The organism is Brevibacillus choshinensis (assembly GCF_001420695.1).
Taxonomy (GTDB): Bacteria; Bacillota; Bacilli; order Brevibacillales; family Brevibacillaceae; genus Brevibacillus; species Brevibacillus choshinensis.
In genome coordinates this window covers 74174-87983 of record NZ_LJJB01000015.1, presented here as the reverse complement: position 1 = coordinate 87983, position 13810 = coordinate 74174, and the positions used below count along the sequence as shown (strand labels likewise).

At 48.6% G+C, this 13810-nt stretch carries 15 protein-coding genes and 3 riboswitches; of the genes, 12 read left to right on the top strand and 3 right to left on the bottom strand.

All coding sequences use genetic code 11. The features are described from left to right. The first annotated feature begins 66 nt into the window (after window positions 1-66). Window positions 67-804 (top strand): TasA family protein, encoded by a 738-nt coding sequence (locus tag AN963_RS28825; protein ID WP_055748000.1) that lies wholly within the window; start codon window positions 67-69, stop codon window positions 802-804. Between the two features lie 228 nt (window positions 805-1032). Next, window positions 1033-1190: riboswitch (cyclic di-AMP (ydaO/yuaA leader) on the top strand. A 2-nt stretch (window positions 1191-1192) separates the two neighbouring features. Beyond that, a complete protein-coding gene (locus AN963_RS28820; RefSeq protein WP_055747999.1) occupies window positions 1193-1777 on the top strand; it encodes a 3D domain-containing protein in 585 nt (194 codons plus the stop codon). A gap of 91 nt (window positions 1778-1868) precedes the next feature. On the opposite strand, the gene AN963_RS28815 is transcribed toward AN963_RS28820, so the two are convergent. Next, window positions 1869-3170: a homocysteine synthase gene (locus AN963_RS28815; protein WP_055747998.1), complete on the bottom strand. Its 1302-nt coding sequence runs from the start codon at window positions 3168-3170 to the stop codon at window positions 1869-1871. A gap of 91 nt (window positions 3171-3261) precedes the next feature. Further along, window positions 3262-3369, bottom strand: a riboswitch (SAM riboswitch). 83 nt (window positions 3370-3452) lie between these two features. On the opposite strand from AN963_RS28815, the gene AN963_RS28810 reads away from it, so the two are divergent. From AN963_RS28810 to AN963_RS28800, 3 genes are all read left to right on the top strand, one after another. Next, the gene (locus AN963_RS28810; RefSeq protein ID WP_055747997.1) at window positions 3453-3704 is read left to right on the top strand and encodes a hypothetical protein; all 252 of its coding nucleotides are present in this window, start codon (window positions 3453-3455) and stop codon (window positions 3702-3704) included. Window positions 3705-4191: 487 nt separating this feature from the next. Then, complete coding sequence (locus AN963_RS28805) at window positions 4192-4503, top strand: rhodanese-like domain-containing protein (protein WP_055747996.1); 312 nt, start codon at window positions 4192-4194, stop codon at window positions 4501-4503. 26 nt (window positions 4504-4529) lie between these two features. Beyond that, entirely contained in the window at window positions 4530-5156 is a 627-nt protein-coding gene (locus AN963_RS28800; protein WP_055747995.1) for an SCO family protein, read from the top strand. Between the two features lies 1 nt (window position 5157). On the opposite strand, the gene AN963_RS28795 is transcribed toward AN963_RS28800, so the two are convergent. Continuing rightward, on the bottom strand, window positions 5158-5478 hold the full coding sequence (locus tag AN963_RS28795) for a DUF3889 domain-containing protein (RefSeq protein WP_055747994.1): 321 nt from the start codon (window positions 5476-5478) through the stop codon (window positions 5158-5160). Between the two features lie 260 nt (window positions 5479-5738). On the opposite strand from AN963_RS28795, the gene rnjA reads away from it, so the two are divergent. The 3 genes from rnjA to AN963_RS28780 all read left to right on the top strand — a co-directional run bounded on the left by rnjA (window position 5739) and on the right by AN963_RS28780 (window position 8884). Continuing rightward, complete coding sequence (rnjA, locus tag AN963_RS28790) at window positions 5739-7409, top strand: ribonuclease J1 (RefSeq protein WP_055748189.1); 1671 nt, start codon at window positions 5739-5741, stop codon at window positions 7407-7409. Between the two features lie 89 nt (window positions 7410-7498). Beyond that, on the top strand, window positions 7499-7930 hold the full coding sequence (locus AN963_RS28785) for a BrxA/BrxB family bacilliredoxin (protein WP_055747993.1): 432 nt from the start codon (window positions 7499-7501) through the stop codon (window positions 7928-7930). Between the two features lie 69 nt (window positions 7931-7999). Then, on the top strand, window positions 8000-8884 hold the full coding sequence (locus tag AN963_RS28780) for an aldo/keto reductase (protein WP_055747992.1): 885 nt from the start codon (window positions 8000-8002) through the stop codon (window positions 8882-8884). Between the two features lie 145 nt (window positions 8885-9029). On the opposite strand, the gene AN963_RS28775 is transcribed toward AN963_RS28780, so the two are convergent. Then, the gene (locus AN963_RS28775) at window positions 9030-10262 is read right to left on the bottom strand and encodes an MFS transporter (protein ID WP_055747991.1); all 1233 of its coding nucleotides are present in this window, start codon (window positions 10260-10262) and stop codon (window positions 9030-9032) included. A gap of 193 nt (window positions 10263-10455) precedes the next feature. Between AN963_RS28775 and AN963_RS28770 the strand changes: the two genes are divergently transcribed. The 4 genes from AN963_RS28770 to AN963_RS28760 all read left to right on the top strand — a co-directional run bounded on the left by AN963_RS28770 (window position 10456) and on the right by AN963_RS28760 (window position 13773). Beyond that, window positions 10456-11451, top strand: coding sequence for an LCP family protein (locus AN963_RS28770; RefSeq protein ID WP_055747990.1), 996 nt, complete (start codon window positions 10456-10458; stop codon window positions 11449-11451). Window positions 11452-11543: 92 nt separating this feature from the next. Then, window positions 11544-11636, top strand: coding sequence for a Ger(x)C family spore germination C-terminal domain-containing protein (locus tag AN963_RS32195; RefSeq protein ID WP_236708138.1), 93 nt, complete (start codon window positions 11544-11546; stop codon window positions 11634-11636). A gap of 139 nt (window positions 11637-11775) precedes the next feature. Beyond that, window positions 11776-11895: riboswitch (SAM riboswitch) on the top strand. A 198-nt stretch (window positions 11896-12093) separates the two neighbouring features. Next, window positions 12094-13107 carry a methionine ABC transporter ATP-binding protein gene (locus tag AN963_RS28765; protein ID WP_055747989.1) on the top strand — a complete coding sequence of 338 codons (1014 nt, stop codon included), beginning with the start codon at window positions 12094-12096 and terminating at the stop codon, window positions 13105-13107. Next, window positions 13108-13773 (top strand): methionine ABC transporter permease, encoded by a 666-nt coding sequence (locus tag AN963_RS28760; protein WP_055747988.1) that lies wholly within the window; start codon window positions 13108-13110, stop codon window positions 13771-13773. The last annotated feature ends 37 nt before the right edge of the window (window positions 13774-13810 follow it).

Genomic DNA, 13810 nt, shown 5'->3' with positions numbered 1-13810 from the left:
CAGTTCTCACTTAACTAGTGATCATCCATCTCCCCTGCCATTGGGGTAAAAAGGAGGACTTTCAAGATGAGTGTTAAGACAAAAGTAATGATGGCCGTTCTTTCCGCAGCCGCGGGTCTCTCTTTGGTTGGGGGAGGTACATACGCTTCTTTCTCCGACGTGGAAACGGCACAAGGTTCGTACGCAGCTGGTACGTTGAATCTGGAATTGAAAAAGCTGAATGACAGAGAGATTGGGACCAATCTGTTTGAATCCAAGCTCGGGAATCTGAAGCCGGGTGACAGCGTAGAAAAAGTATTCAAGCTCGTGAATGGCGGTACGTTATCCATCCGAGATGTCTTCATGAAAGCAACCTACGACAATGCGGATTATGTTGATGGAGCAAATCCGGCATCGGCTACTTACTCCAAAATTGACAACAAGCATAAGATTGTTAACAGCGTGGACGATTTTGCTGATCAGATTCAGATTGAAGTATTCAGCGGCGAAGTCCTTCCTCTCAAGCAAGTATGGAAAGGAACCCTCAAGGAGCTCAATCAAAGCTCTGTAACAACTGGTGATTTGACCGATAACTTCTACAATTACGCCTTACCAGCTCTACCGCTTGCAGATGCGGATCCAGTTCGTGTAAGACTGACTTTTAAAGGCACAGCGGATAACAAATTCCAAGGCGATGCTTTGAAAAAGGTCAACTTCCAATTCTTTGCAGTCCAGCATCAGGGAACGAACTTCGATGATGGGGAAGACATTGAATGGTACAACGGCGCTCAGCATGATGCTCCAAAACCACCAACTCGCCCATAAAAGGACAAACAAACCCCAAGGCCATAACGAGCCTTGGGGTTTGTTTGTTTCATTTACACTACCGATTGAGCAACAGCAGCCGCCAAGTTTGTTCTTCAATGCCAATAAGAAACGGCGAGCCAATCAATTAGAGATCGGGATGTCGAAGCTTCGTTCCTTGACGCAACACAATGAGTTTTCCGGTGTTTCCAATATTTTCTCATTTACCCCTGTGAAAAAGATGTGGTAATTTTTTGGAAGCCAAAACTTCACACGAGTGAGGTGCGGGGGACGATTTTCTTCGCAAGGTCGTAAGATCTGCGATTTGGGGTGAAGCGCGAATGCGTAGGGTTGACTCCTCAACCCGAATCCGACAACTAACCTCGCAGGCAGTTGAAAGGAGAAAAAAATGAAAAAACAGTTCATAACAAAATCTTTTGTAACGATGGCGTTAGGTTTGTGCTTGGCAGCGATCGCAACACCAGCATTCGCTGCTTCCTCTACCTACCAGATTAAAGCAGGCGACACCTTCTACCAGATTTCCAAACAGTACAACGTGCCTTTGGAATCGGTACAGAAGGCAAATCCGGGGGTAGACCCACAGAACCTGCAACTGGGGCAGACCATCCAGTTGCCCGTCGCAAATCATGTAAAGACAACTGCCGGTCAAGCTCGTCCTTACAGTAAAGTGATCAAAGCTGTGGCGACCGCCTATACCGGATCAGCAGAGGAAAACGGCGGATGGGCAGGGGTGGATTACTTCGGAAATCCGCTCAAAGTGGGTACGATCGCTGTCGACCCGGACGTGATTCCGCTTGGCTCTACTGTATACATCACCGGGTACAAACATGGCTCGCTTCCTGGGAACGGCATGATCGCCAAAGCAACCGACATCGGTGGAGCGATCAAAGATGCGCGGGTGGACATTTACGTGCCTGGTAAGGACGCAAGCGGCTTTGGTATGCAAAATGTAAAAATTTATGTGTTGAAGTAGTTTGGTTTGAGCTGCTACAACCTGGAAAATGGAAAAAAGGGCCTACTGCAGAGATGCAGTAGGCCTGTCTTTTTCATTTATTCTGTTTGTATTATGCGGTGACTTGCTTTACCGCCGTCTTCAACGCCTGCTCCAAATCACCAATAATATCCGCGATAGACTCCGTTCCGATAGAGAGACGGATCATGCCTGGAGTAACGCCAGCAGCAGCTTGTTCTTCTTCCGACATTTGCTGGTGGGTGGTGCTCGCAGGATGAATGACGAGCGACTTGGAATCTCCCACGTTTGCCAAGTGAGAGAAAAGCTTTACAGATTCGATCAGTTTCTTTCCTTCATTTACACCGCCACGGATGCCGAAGGTGAGGATAGCACCTGCGCCTTGAGGCAAGTATTTTTGCGCTAGTGCGTGATTCGCGTCGCCCTCCAGACCTGGGTAGCTGACCCATTCCACGGCAGGGTGGGAAGCGAGGTATTGAGCAACTGCCTGTGCGTTTTGGCTATGGCGCTCCATGCGTAGATGCAGCGTCTCGAGCCCTTGGAGGAATAAGAAGGAGTTGAAAGGAGCGACAGCTGCTCCGATGTCACGCTGCAGCTGGACACGCGCTTTGATGATGTACGCCAGAGGTCCGACTGCATCCGCGTAAACGACTCCGTGATAGCTAGGATCTGGAGTAGTCAGTCCTGGGAATTTGCCATTGTTCCAATCAAATTTGCCTGAGTCTACGATAATTCCGCCGATGGCTGTTCCGTGGCCGCCGATGAATTTAGTAGTAGAGTGGACGATGATGTCTGCGCCGTGTTCAAAAGGACGGCACAAGATCGGAGTCGCAAACGTATTGTCTACGATCAGTGGAACGCCATTTTCATGAGCGATGTCCGCGATTGCTTGCAGATCGGCTACGTCCATGCGAGGGTTTCCGATCGTTTCGCAGAAAAACGCTTTGGTATTTTCATTGATGTATGCCCGGAAGTTTTCCGGATTGGATTGATCTACGAAATGTACTTTGATGCCAAGGCGTGGCAGGGTATGAGCGAAGAGATTGTATGTGCCACCGTAAAGGCTGCTGGATGCGATCACTTCATCTCCAGCTTGCGCGATATTGAGGATGGAGAAGGTAATGGCTGCCTGACCGGAAGCGGTCGCCAACGCGCCGACGCCACCTTCGAGCAGAGCAACGCGCTTCTCAAATACATCCTGTGTCGGGTTCATGATACGTGTATAGATGTTGCCCATTTCCTTCAGCGCAAACAAATCTGCCGCATGATCCGTATCGCGGAACACATAGGAGCTCGTTTGATAGATAGGGACGGCACGGGAACCTGTCACGGGGTCTGGCTCCTGTCCTCCATGGACTGCAATTGTTTCCGGTTTCCATTGTTGTTGATTTGACATGATCATCTCTCCTTTTTTTCTGTGGTATGATAAACCAATAAAAAACGGAGCATTCTCCTGAGAAGAAGAAGGCTCCGGTCATACACGGAATAGCTCATCTCTCAGAATCTATGGATTCTGCAGGAATTGGCACCTCACATGTTTCCATGCAGGTTGCCGGGCTTCGTCGGGCCTGTCCCTCCACCACTCTTGATGAAATACGTAAATAGGTTGTTGTCATAATTGTATGAAAAAGTATACTTTGCTGTCAATATTCAATAATCAGTTATCAGGGAGGTTTAAATGGATATTTCAAACGATCAAAAACAGTCGAAAGGGAAAAAAAGCACGGCGTTGCGAGCAGCGTGGATCATTCCCAATGTGTTGTGCTACTTCCTTCTTATTTATATTGGATATTTTGTAGGAAAGAATGCGGAGGGGCTAGAGGAGACAAATATGCTGGGAATCTGGCTGTTTATGCTGATTGCGATGCTATTGGTGTCGTTGTTCGGCTCCTATCGTATCGTGTACTGGATCAAGAAGGGCAAGCTGTAAGTCGGAAATACGAAAAAAGAAGCACGGATCGTGCTTCTTTTCCTGTACAGAAGAATTAGTCTTTTTTTAACGTGGAAGAATTTATAAGCGTTACGCTTATGAATTCTAGAGCGCATGGCGAAGTGCCTCAGCGTCCGCTTCTGGCATCACTTCGGTAAAATCTTCCGCTAAAACGCGGTCGTTCATCCTTGGGTTGGCATCGATTATGGTTTACTTATTGTTGCGTGTGTACCGTCGCAATTTCCTTCTGCATTCTTGGTTTGACCGCATCTACAGGTTCCCATTCGTATCGCCTCCTTTACGTGTTATGAAACTAATTATATATAAGTAGCTAATTTTATTCAACTTAATTACTATTCGTAATAAAGTGATGTTCTTTGTTGCCCATTCGAGGTCTTCGCGTTAGAAAACAGAAGGCCGCTATGATATGATGGGAATTGGTAGGTACGGAACTATTTTCAGGTACATAGTAGGAGGATAACCGACGATGAGTAATAGCGTAAAAGAAATAACTCCAGAAGAATTGCTGGCAAAGCTGGAAGCCAATGAGGAGCTGCAAGTAATCGACGTACGCGAGGTTGACGAGTGGAATGCGGGTCACATCAAACAAGCCAAGCTGATTCCCCTTGGATTTTTGCCGCATCGCATCGACGAGCTGGACAAAGACGTTCCGATCGTCATGGTTTGCCGCAGCGGTGCGCGTAGCAATATGGCAACAGAGTACTTGACCGCACAAGGCTACGATGTAGCAAATATGGTGGGCGGAATGCTGGCATGGCCAGGAGAGAAAGAACTGTAGAGATAGGCAAGGGGAGGAAGTAAATCGTGAGTATAGGTACGCAAAAGCAGCAGGGAACGGCTCTGCAGCGTCATTGGTTTACGGTACTGGCAGGTGTACTCATTTTGGCTATTGTCGGCGTGTTCGGATACAAATACATGACCAAAGTAGACATTCCTGTCATGAAGGCCTTGAACGACTTCTCATTAGATAACATCAATGGCTCGAAGTACACCTTCTCAGAAGGCAAGGGGAAGGTAAGGCTGGTCGAATTTATGTTTACCAATTGCCCAGATATTTGTCCTGCTACGACATACAATATGTCCAAGCTGCAGGATCAGTTGAAGGAAAAAGGATTGTTCGGGGATAAGGTAGAGTTCGTGAGCATTACCTTTGATCCTGATTTTGACACACCTGAAGTCCTGCAAGAATACGCCAAGAAATTCAAGGCTGATCAGAGTGGTTGGCAGTTCTTGCGAGGGGATACCCAAGCTGTGGAAAAGGTGACGAAAGACTTCGGAATCGCTGTGATGAAGCAGCCGGATGGTTCTTTTGCCCATACGGCGCGCATGTTCCTCGTGGATGAAGACGGCAACATGCGCCGCGCATACGGAATGGCTGCCGAAATGGACATGGAGCAAATGATGACGGAGATGGAGCAGCTGGCAGACTAGCTTAGCTCGTCTCCTCAAAGCTGACCTTCAGCACCTTCTCGGATTTCGTCTCAAATTCAATATGAACCAGTAACGCCCACATGCGATTGTTCTCCTGGAGCAAGAGCTTGAACGTCTCTTCTGACGTTGTGGGCGTTTTGTTTTTTCGACCTACGTGCAAATAATCCACAACTTTTGCTTTGGGGTACGTTTTCATCGTTTGTTGCATGGCGATTTTGCCCCATTTTGCATAGGGAGGCTGAGCATCGGCGACTGGACTTGTCCAGGCTAGCGACAGGCCCAACAGCAGGGCAACGAGGATGGCTTTTCCTTTTGATTTCATCGGTCACGACTCCCTTTTGATATGATGTGAGGCTCCAATGTGCGGTAGTCTGCCCATTTGTTTTGCAGGAAAGCCGGGTTTCTTGCTTTCTACCCCTCTGATTTTGTACAATTTTCCAATAGACTAGGAGATTTCGCGTAGGAATGCGACGGATGGCCCTTTCTGTTGGTGGAATGAAAGACTGGATGAAACGAACGCCTCGCGTTGTGTTACAATAAGAATGGCATGCTTGGTTCGGGTTTCCAAAATCATGCACGATGATGTTAGGAGGAAAGATATTGAGCGACGTTAAGATTTTCGCGATGGGCGGCCTCGGCGAGATCGGAAAAAATATGTACTGCGTCGAGTATGAGGATGAGATTATCATGATTGACTGCGGGGTGAAATTCCCCGAGAACGAGATGTTCGGGATCGATCTGGTCATTCCCGATGTTTCTTATCTGGTACAAAACCAGCATAAAATTAAAGCACTTTTATTAACGCACGGGCATGAAGATCACATCGGGGCTATTCCCTATGTTTTACGGCAAATAAAGGTGCCTATTTACGGTGGACGCCTGACCCTGGGCTTGGTCAAGGCAAAGCTGGAAGAGCACCGCATGCAAAACGATGTCAAACTGATTCCGATCTCGGAAGATACGGAAATTCCCTTCGACCGGTTGAAGGCTACGTTTTTCCGTACAAACCACAGTATCCCAGATTCGTTTGGGGTCGTGCTTCATACTCCAGAAGGAGCGGTTATCCATACGGGCGACTTCAAGTTTGACATGACACCTGTCGGACAAACGACCGAGTACGGGAAAATTGCCCGCATTGGTGCGAGCGGAGATGTACTGGCTTTGCTGTCGGACAGTACAAACAGTGAGCGGTACGGCTTTACTATGTCGGAGCGTACGGTAGGCGAAGGCATTCTCGATGTGGTTCGCAAAGCGCGCGGTCGCATCATTCTCGCGACTTTTGCCTCCAACGTGCACCGTCTGCAGCAAGTCGTGGATGCTGCCGAGCAATGCAACCGCAAAGTCGCGGTCATTGGCCGTAGCATGGAAAAGGTATTTTTAATTGGACAAGAACTGGGCTACATCCAGATGCCAGAGGGTATGTTGATCGACATCAAGCACATCGACAACTACGCAGACAATCAGGTGTTGATCATTTGTACAGGTAGCCAGGGCGAGCCTATGGCGGCTCTGACTCGGATCGCTTCGGGTTCTCACCGGACGGTTTCGATCTATCCGGAAGACACAGTCATCATTTCGGCTTCACCGATCCCAGGCAACACGATCAACGTGAGCCGGACGATCGACAAGCTGTACCGAGCTGGTGCCAATGTCGTGCTCAACCAAGACTTTGACATCCATGCCTCCGGTCACGGAAGCAGCGAAGAGCTAAAGCTCATGCTGAACTTCATCCGTCCCAAGTTCTTTATCCCGATCCACGGGGAGTACCGGATGCTGAAGACTCACTCCAAGTTGGCACAGCAAGTGGGGATTGAGGATAGCAACATCTTTATCATGGACAACGGCGATGTGCTGAACTGCAATCGTGAAAAAGCATGGCTGACCAAGGTTCATGCAGGTATCGTCCTGATCGATGGTAGTGGTGTAGGGGATGTAGGAAACATCGTCCTGCGCGACCGCAAGCATTTGGCAGAGGACGGATTGATGGTCGTTGTCGTGAGCTTGGATATGAAGAACTTCAAGATCTTGACGGGACCTGATATCGTGAGCCGTGGCTTCGTATACGTGCGTGGTTCCGAGTCGCTCATTCAGGAAGCGACGATGCTCGTTCGTCAACGTCTGCAGGAAGCATTGGAAAAGAAAATCAAAGAGTGGTCTGAGCTGAAGGCCCAAATCAATGAAGTGATCAAGCCGTTCATCTACGAAAAAACAGGCCGCAACCCGATGATTCTTACCATTTTGATGGAAGTGTAGTTAATAAGCACTTCCTGATTCTCCAATGGTCATGAACCGGGTATAATAAACGTAATGGATAACGTGATAGAAAAAGGAGAGGTTGCCCCATGATGTCTTATGAAGCATATATGAGCCAAGTAATCCAACCAATGCGTGAAGAGTTGACTCGCAATGGTTTTCAAGAGCTCCGCACTGCTGATGAAGTAGAACAAACTTTGCCAAGTGCGAAAGGTCTGACACTGGTAGTCGTGAACTCCGTTTGTGGTTGTGCAGCAGGATTGGCTCGCCCAGCGGTTGTATATTCCCTGAACCATACCACGAAGCCAGACAACATCTTCACCGTATTTGCTGGACAAGACAAGGAAGCGACTGCAAAAGCTCGCGAGTATTTCGAAGGCTATGCACCATCTTCCCCGTCTTTTGCCATCATGAAAGACGGCAAAATTATGACGATGATCGAACGTCATCAGATCGAAAACAACGATCTGCAAACCATTGCCAATCTGCTGACCAACGCTTACGAAACATACAGCAACTAATGACAGATAACGTTCTCAAGGCGCTCGATTTCGGGCGTCTTGTTTTCTAATGAAAGGGGAATTTCTTGGATGCAGACCCGTTCGTTTGGACGAGACCCACACCAGGTTTCTTTGCTAGGTTTTGGTGCGCAACGCATTGTGGATGAGCACGACTGCACGGAAGAAGAAGCGATTGCGATCATTCGCCGCGCAGTAGAGGCGGGGGTCAATTATTTTGATACGGCCCCGAGCTATAGTGATGGACAGTCGGAGACACGCGTCGGTCTGGGATTGAAAGGTCTGCGCGACAAGGTGTGGATCGCGACCAAGACAGGCGGTCGTACCCGAGACCTCGCCCTGAAGGATTTGGAAGGCAGTCTGAAGCGACTCCAGACCGATTATGTCAATGAGTGGCGTATGCACAATATCATGCAGCCACATGATCTGGACGCGATCTTTGCCAAAGGCGGCGCGCTCGAAGCCTTGATCGAAGCGAAAGAACAGGGCCTGATCCGTAAAATCAGCATTAGCGGTCATACGGACCCTCGTCTGCTGGCGGAAGCCATTCGCCGTTATCCTTTTGATAGTGCACTGGTTGCGCTGTCCGCACTGGATCATTTTATTTACAGCTTCGCGCATGATTTTGTCCCGCAAGCCGTAGAAAAAGGTGTAGCGGTTATCGGGATGAAGGTTATGGGGCTAGGAAAGCTGGCTCCGTGGACCGAACAAGCGCTGCGCTATACATGGAGCTTGCCTGTTGCTACGTCGATTTTGGGTGTGAGCAAAATGGAGGAGCTGGAGGCCGATCTCGAAGCAGCCAATCGCTTCGTCCCGATGACAGACATCGAACGTGTGGACCTGTTCCAAGAAATCATGCCACTGGTTCGTCCGGACGTCATTCGTTGGAAGGCGCGCGAATGGATGGCAGGCGAATGGTATCAGTTACCTGAATTAGCTTATCCGAAACAATCCTAGCGTAGTGAAGGGTCCCTCTATTGAGAAGAGGGGCTTTTTTATTGCGGTAAGTGAATGTAAGAGGCAAAAAACCGCTCGTTTCTTCAAGAAAAGAAACGAACGGTTTTTATTTGCGTCAAACGTATTTGTACAGGGTAAAATGCGATTAATTGGAGCGGGTCGAGGCACCGATTCGGTTGCGGTGGAAGGATGCGTGCATCAGGCAAAGGAGGACAGCCGTTGAGGAGACAGCTGTTGCCAGCAGCAAAGTTGGCTCAATTCCGCCATGATCGTACATGTATCCCATTGCCAGTGGGCCCAGTAAGCGTCCAACCGCAGTAATAGCGCCTACCATACCGAGGTAAAAAGGTGCAGCATCACTCGTTTTTTCCGTGATAAAAGTAGGGATGGTGGGAGAAATGAGCATCTCTCCAAAAGTGGTGATGATCATTCCCAGGATAAATGCCAGGTAACTGCTGTGGAATAGCAGCATAAACCCAAAGCCTGCACCATAAGCTACAGCACTCGCTACCAATTGGGCTGACAAGCTTTGTCGTAACAAGCGTTTGATCCAGCTCGTGACTGGCTGACCAGCAAAAATAATAATCCCGTTGATGGTCCATAGCCAGCTGTAGTTGGATAGTGGCATGCCCAAACCCGTCAGATGGGGAGCGACTCCGGTATTCCAGACCGTGGTAGAAAAGAAAATAAAGCCAGCGCCCATCGCCATGAACAGGTACAGCTGATATTTGTACAGCAGCTGCAGTGTCTCTTTACCCGTACGTTTTTGTGCGTGTACAGCAGAGTCACCGACTAATTCTTGATGAGTGATATGCTTCATAAAGATAAAAAAGAAGAGCGCAAAGAGCAGGGTGCTGGCACTATTCAATAAGAAGGTAAACTGAAACGAAATGGCAGCTACAATACCCGCCAGAGAAGTGCCGATGGCCATTCCTAGGTTATTGCTCACGTACACAATATTGAACAATTCACGTCGCTGCTCCTTCCAGCGAAAACCGATAAACGCCTGAATCGCAGGAGAAGAGAGGTTGAAAGTAAACCCAAGTCCGATCATCAGGGCAAGGTAGAGATTCCAGCTGCTTGTAAACGGGATAGCTAGCTGGATACAGCCTTGCAAAAACAGGGAACCCACGATAAGGCGCTTGGCTCCGAGCCGATGAAACAGGGAACCACCGACAAATTGACCGATGATTCCGGCAAGAGACTGCAGCATGAGGGCAAAGCCCGCCTCAGTCATAGAGCGTTGCAGAACCGTATGTACGTACAAAGTGGTTAGTGGCCACATGAAAGCGCTTCCGGAAGCGTTGATAAAACTGGCTACCAAAAACAATAAAGCTTCTCGCGGATAGCGTTGCAAAAGAGAGGCTGGTGAGATCATAGGACTCATCCTTTGTGATAAGATATGGAACAGTATAGCTTCTTTTATATACTTTGTAAATTAAAATGTTTAGTAAATAACCCTGCTTCTCAACCCAAATAAAGGCTGCTCCACTTTCCGCAGTTTCGAGTATACTAAACAAAGCGGAGAGTCGATTTAACCGATACAGAGACTAAAGGTGGAGTCATTCTATATGCGAATATGGAAACGAATGTTGTTGATTGTACTTGTAGTAGTGGCCGCTACGGCAGGTTACTACGGGTATTCCTTTTATCAGTTTGCTCAAGATATTCAAGAGCCCAATGTAATCTCCCCACTGCCTGATGGTGGAGCAGCGACAAAGGCTGCTGAAATACCTCAGTGGGACGGGAAGGATCGCGTCAATATCCTGTTGATGGGTGTGGATCGCAGGGGCATGAAAAATAACGGATTGCCACGATCTGATTCCATGATGCTCGTGAGCATTGACCCGGTCAGCAAGCGATACGATCTGTTTTCGATCTTACGGGACACGTATGTAGATGTTCCGGGTAACGGCAGTTCGCGCATCAATGCGGCGATTGTCGATGGCGGGCCCGATTTGGCGATGAAGACCGTCAGTCAGTTCACTGGCTTGCCTGTTGATCGCTATGTCATTACCGATTTTGAAGGCTTCAAGGCATTGATTGACTCCGTAGGCGGTGTCGAGCTGGATGTGGAGAAAAATATGTACTACCACGACCCTACGGATAAAGGCGTTTACGACATTAATTTGAAAAAGGGTGTCCAGCAGCTGGACGGAAATAAAGCATTGCAATACGTGCGATTCCGTCATGATGCCACCTCCGATTATACGCGTACGGAGCGTCAGCGTAAATTGTTGGCCGCAGTAGCTGATCAGATGAAAAAGGGTACGACCCTGATCCAATTACCTTCGATTTTGAAAGAAGTAACACCATACGTCCAAACAAACATCGGAACGATGGATATGATGAAGCTGTCCTCCTTAGGGTTGAATCTCAACACGCAAAATCCAGGGAAGTACCAGCTTCCACCGATGGGCATGTTCCATGAATCGCATCGAGCTGGCTCTGTGCTCGTCCCAGATGTTGATCAAGTTCAAGCTTTTATTCAGGAAGCGATTCAGCCAGCTACCAAACAAGCTAATACGACAGTCGAAGATCCATCTACGAGCAGCACGCCTCAATGAGCGTGCTGTTTTTTTTTGTACCAAATTGGTTTTTTGGGGAAGACTATCCATGATTTGCTTACCTATCCGTATAAGGAACAGGGGAACATCAGATGACGACCGGTGAATGGCGGAAGATGTTCAAGGAAGCCACGTTTCGGTTTCATGTGAAAGCGACCATCATCCGAAATGGCGTAATGGATTAACAATCAAAGAAATTGCATTGCAAAAAAACATTTTTTCCTTCTATTTCTATTGACGTTTGTTTTTCAAAAGGGATATAATCCGATTTGTATCATTGAATCATTGAATTTCGAAATATGAACATAATATACGTGGATATCTTTCTTATCAAGAGAGGCGGAGGGACAGGCCCTATGAAGCCCGGCAACCGGCCCATGTTTTTTTACATGGAAGTCGCGGTGCCAATTCCTACAAGATTGTTTGGATCTTGATAGATGAGAAGGGTGGATGCGAACGTGATATACGTTGCAGCCCCTTTTTCGTTTGTTGAAAAAGGGGCTCGTTGTTTATTAATCATAGAAGTTTCTTGTACTATCGGAAAGTATAAATCTTCTAAGGATGATAGTAAAAGCACAACTATGGCTTCGCCGGCGCCAAGGCTTAGCGTAGCCAAGTTTTCTAAAAAGGGAGGTGGACTCGTTGATTCAATTACGCAATCTGCAAAAAAGCTATCAAGTACAGGGAAAGACGATCCCAGCATTGCACGGGATTGATCTGACGATAGAAAAGGGAGAAATTTACGGGATTATCGGGCATTCCGGTGCGGGGAAGAGTACGCTCATCCGTTGTATCAATCTGCTGGAGCGTCCAACCTCTGGGCAAGTATTTGTCGATGGGGTTGAGCTGACCAAGCTGGACGATCATAAGCTGCAGGAGCAGCGTCGGCAGGTAGGAATGATCTTTCAGCATTTTAACCTGCTGTCCTCGGCAACGGTAGGAGACAATGTGGCGTTTCCCTTGAAGTTGGCGAAGCGTCCCAAGGCGGAGATCCGTCAAAAGGTGGACGAGCTGCTGAAGCTGGTCGGACTGGAAGCACATCGAGACAAGTACCCCTCCCAATTGTCGGGTGGGCAAAAGCAACGCGTGGGCATCGCCCGTGCGCTGGCGAACGATCCAAAGGTTCTGCTGTGCGACGAGGCTACGTCAGCATTGGATCCGCAGACAACCAATTCCATTCTGGCTCTGCTGCTGGATATCAACCGCAAGCTGGGCTTGACCATCGTACTGATTACCCATGAGATGCACGTCATTCGCTCGATTTGTGATCGCGTCGGTGTCATTGATGGAGGGCTCATTGTCGAGTCTGGCAAGGTGCTGGATGTCTTCCTGAAGCCACAGCATCCAACCACACAAGAATTCGTGGAGCAAGTGGCGGATTCGACAGAGCTGCGTGAAGCGGTAGCTCAGGAAAAAGCGACAGGCAACCGAACCATCGCGAGGGTTACCTTCTTGGGAGAGCAGACATACCAGCCGATCTTATTTCAGACGATGCAAGAGACCGGTACCGTATTCAGCATCTTGCAAGGTACGATCTCGCGCATGAAGGATACACCGTATGGCCAGCTGGTCGTTGAGCTGGAAGGCGATGCCCAACAGAGTGAGCGTGCGATCCAGACGCTGCGGCAGCGCGGCCTTGAAGTGGAGGTGATTTAAATGGGATTGACACTAGAAAATGTGGACTGGGCTGAAATAGCGGAAGGCACAGGGGCTACACTAACGATGCTTGGCTTTTCTACACTGTTTGCTGTTTTGATCGGTTTGCCGGTAGGTGTGATCCTGTTCCTCACATCGAGAGGCCAGCTTTTGGAGAATCGCGCATTCTACTCAATCGCATCGATTGTGGTCAACATCTTGCGCTCAGTTCCTTTCATTATTCTCATGATCTTGTTGATTCCGGTCACGAAAGCGATTGTGGGAACTTCGCTGGGCGTGCTGGGTGCGATTCCGCCACTGGTGATCGGGGCAGCTCCTTTCTTCGCTAGGCTGGTAGAGACCTCATTGCGTGAAGTCGATCGAGGTGTGATCGAAGCAGCGCAGTCGATGGGTGCTTCCAACTGGCAGATCGTGTGGAGTGTCCTGCTACCCGAGGCACGTTCCGGTCTGATTGCGGCCATCACGATCACGACTGTCACGCTCGTATCTTACACTGCGATGTCTGGGGTAATCGGTGGAGGCGGACTGGGTGACCTGGCAATTCGCTACGGCTATCAGCGCTTCCAGACGGATGTCATGGTAGTAACCGTCATTATCTTGCTCGTGTTGGTGCAGATCTTGCAGTCCTTTGGGGATCGGTTGGTTTTGAAATTCAGCCGTAAGTAAGGTCTTTCCATATATAGTTCTAAAAGATGCATAGACG

Bases quoted from the DNA above. Each gene is read 5' to 3' on its own strand.
- AN963_RS28825 (WP_055748000.1), top strand. From the start codon at position 67: ATGAGTGTTAAGACAAAAGTAATGATGGCCGTTCTTTCCGCAGCCGCG.
- AN963_RS28820 (WP_055747999.1), top strand. From the start codon at position 1,193: ATGAAAAAACAGTTCATAACAAAATCTTTTGTAACGATGGCGTTAGGT.
- AN963_RS28815 (WP_055747998.1), bottom strand. From the start codon at position 3,170: ATGTCAAATCAACAACAATGGAAACCGGAAACAATTGCAGTCCATGGA.
- AN963_RS28810 (WP_055747997.1), top strand. From the start codon at position 3,453: ATGGATATTTCAAACGATCAAAAACAGTCGAAAGGGAAAAAAAGCACG.
- AN963_RS28805 (WP_055747996.1), top strand. From the start codon at position 4,192: ATGAGTAATAGCGTAAAAGAAATAACTCCAGAAGAATTGCTGGCAAAG.
- AN963_RS28795 (WP_055747994.1), bottom strand. From the start codon at position 5,478: ATGAAATCAAAAGGAAAAGCCATCCTCGTTGCCCTGCTGTTGGGCCTG.
- rnjA (WP_055748189.1), top strand. From the start codon at position 5,739: ATGTTAGGAGGAAAGATATTGAGCGACGTTAAGATTTTCGCGATGGGC.
- AN963_RS28785 (WP_055747993.1), top strand. From the start codon at position 7,499: ATGATGTCTTATGAAGCATATATGAGCCAAGTAATCCAACCAATGCGT.
- AN963_RS28780 (WP_055747992.1), top strand. From the start codon at position 8,000: ATGCAGACCCGTTCGTTTGGACGAGACCCACACCAGGTTTCTTTGCTA.
- AN963_RS28775 (WP_055747991.1), bottom strand. From the start codon at position 10,262: ATGATCTCACCAGCCTCTCTTTTGCAACGCTATCCGCGAGAAGCTTTA.
- AN963_RS28770 (WP_055747990.1), top strand. From the start codon at position 10,456: ATGCGAATATGGAAACGAATGTTGTTGATTGTACTTGTAGTAGTGGCC.
- AN963_RS32195 (WP_236708138.1), top strand. From the start codon at position 11,544: ATGACGACCGGTGAATGGCGGAAGATGTTCAAGGAAGCCACGTTTCGG.
- AN963_RS28760 (WP_055747988.1), top strand. From the start codon at position 13,108: ATGGGATTGACACTAGAAAATGTGGACTGGGCTGAAATAGCGGAAGGC.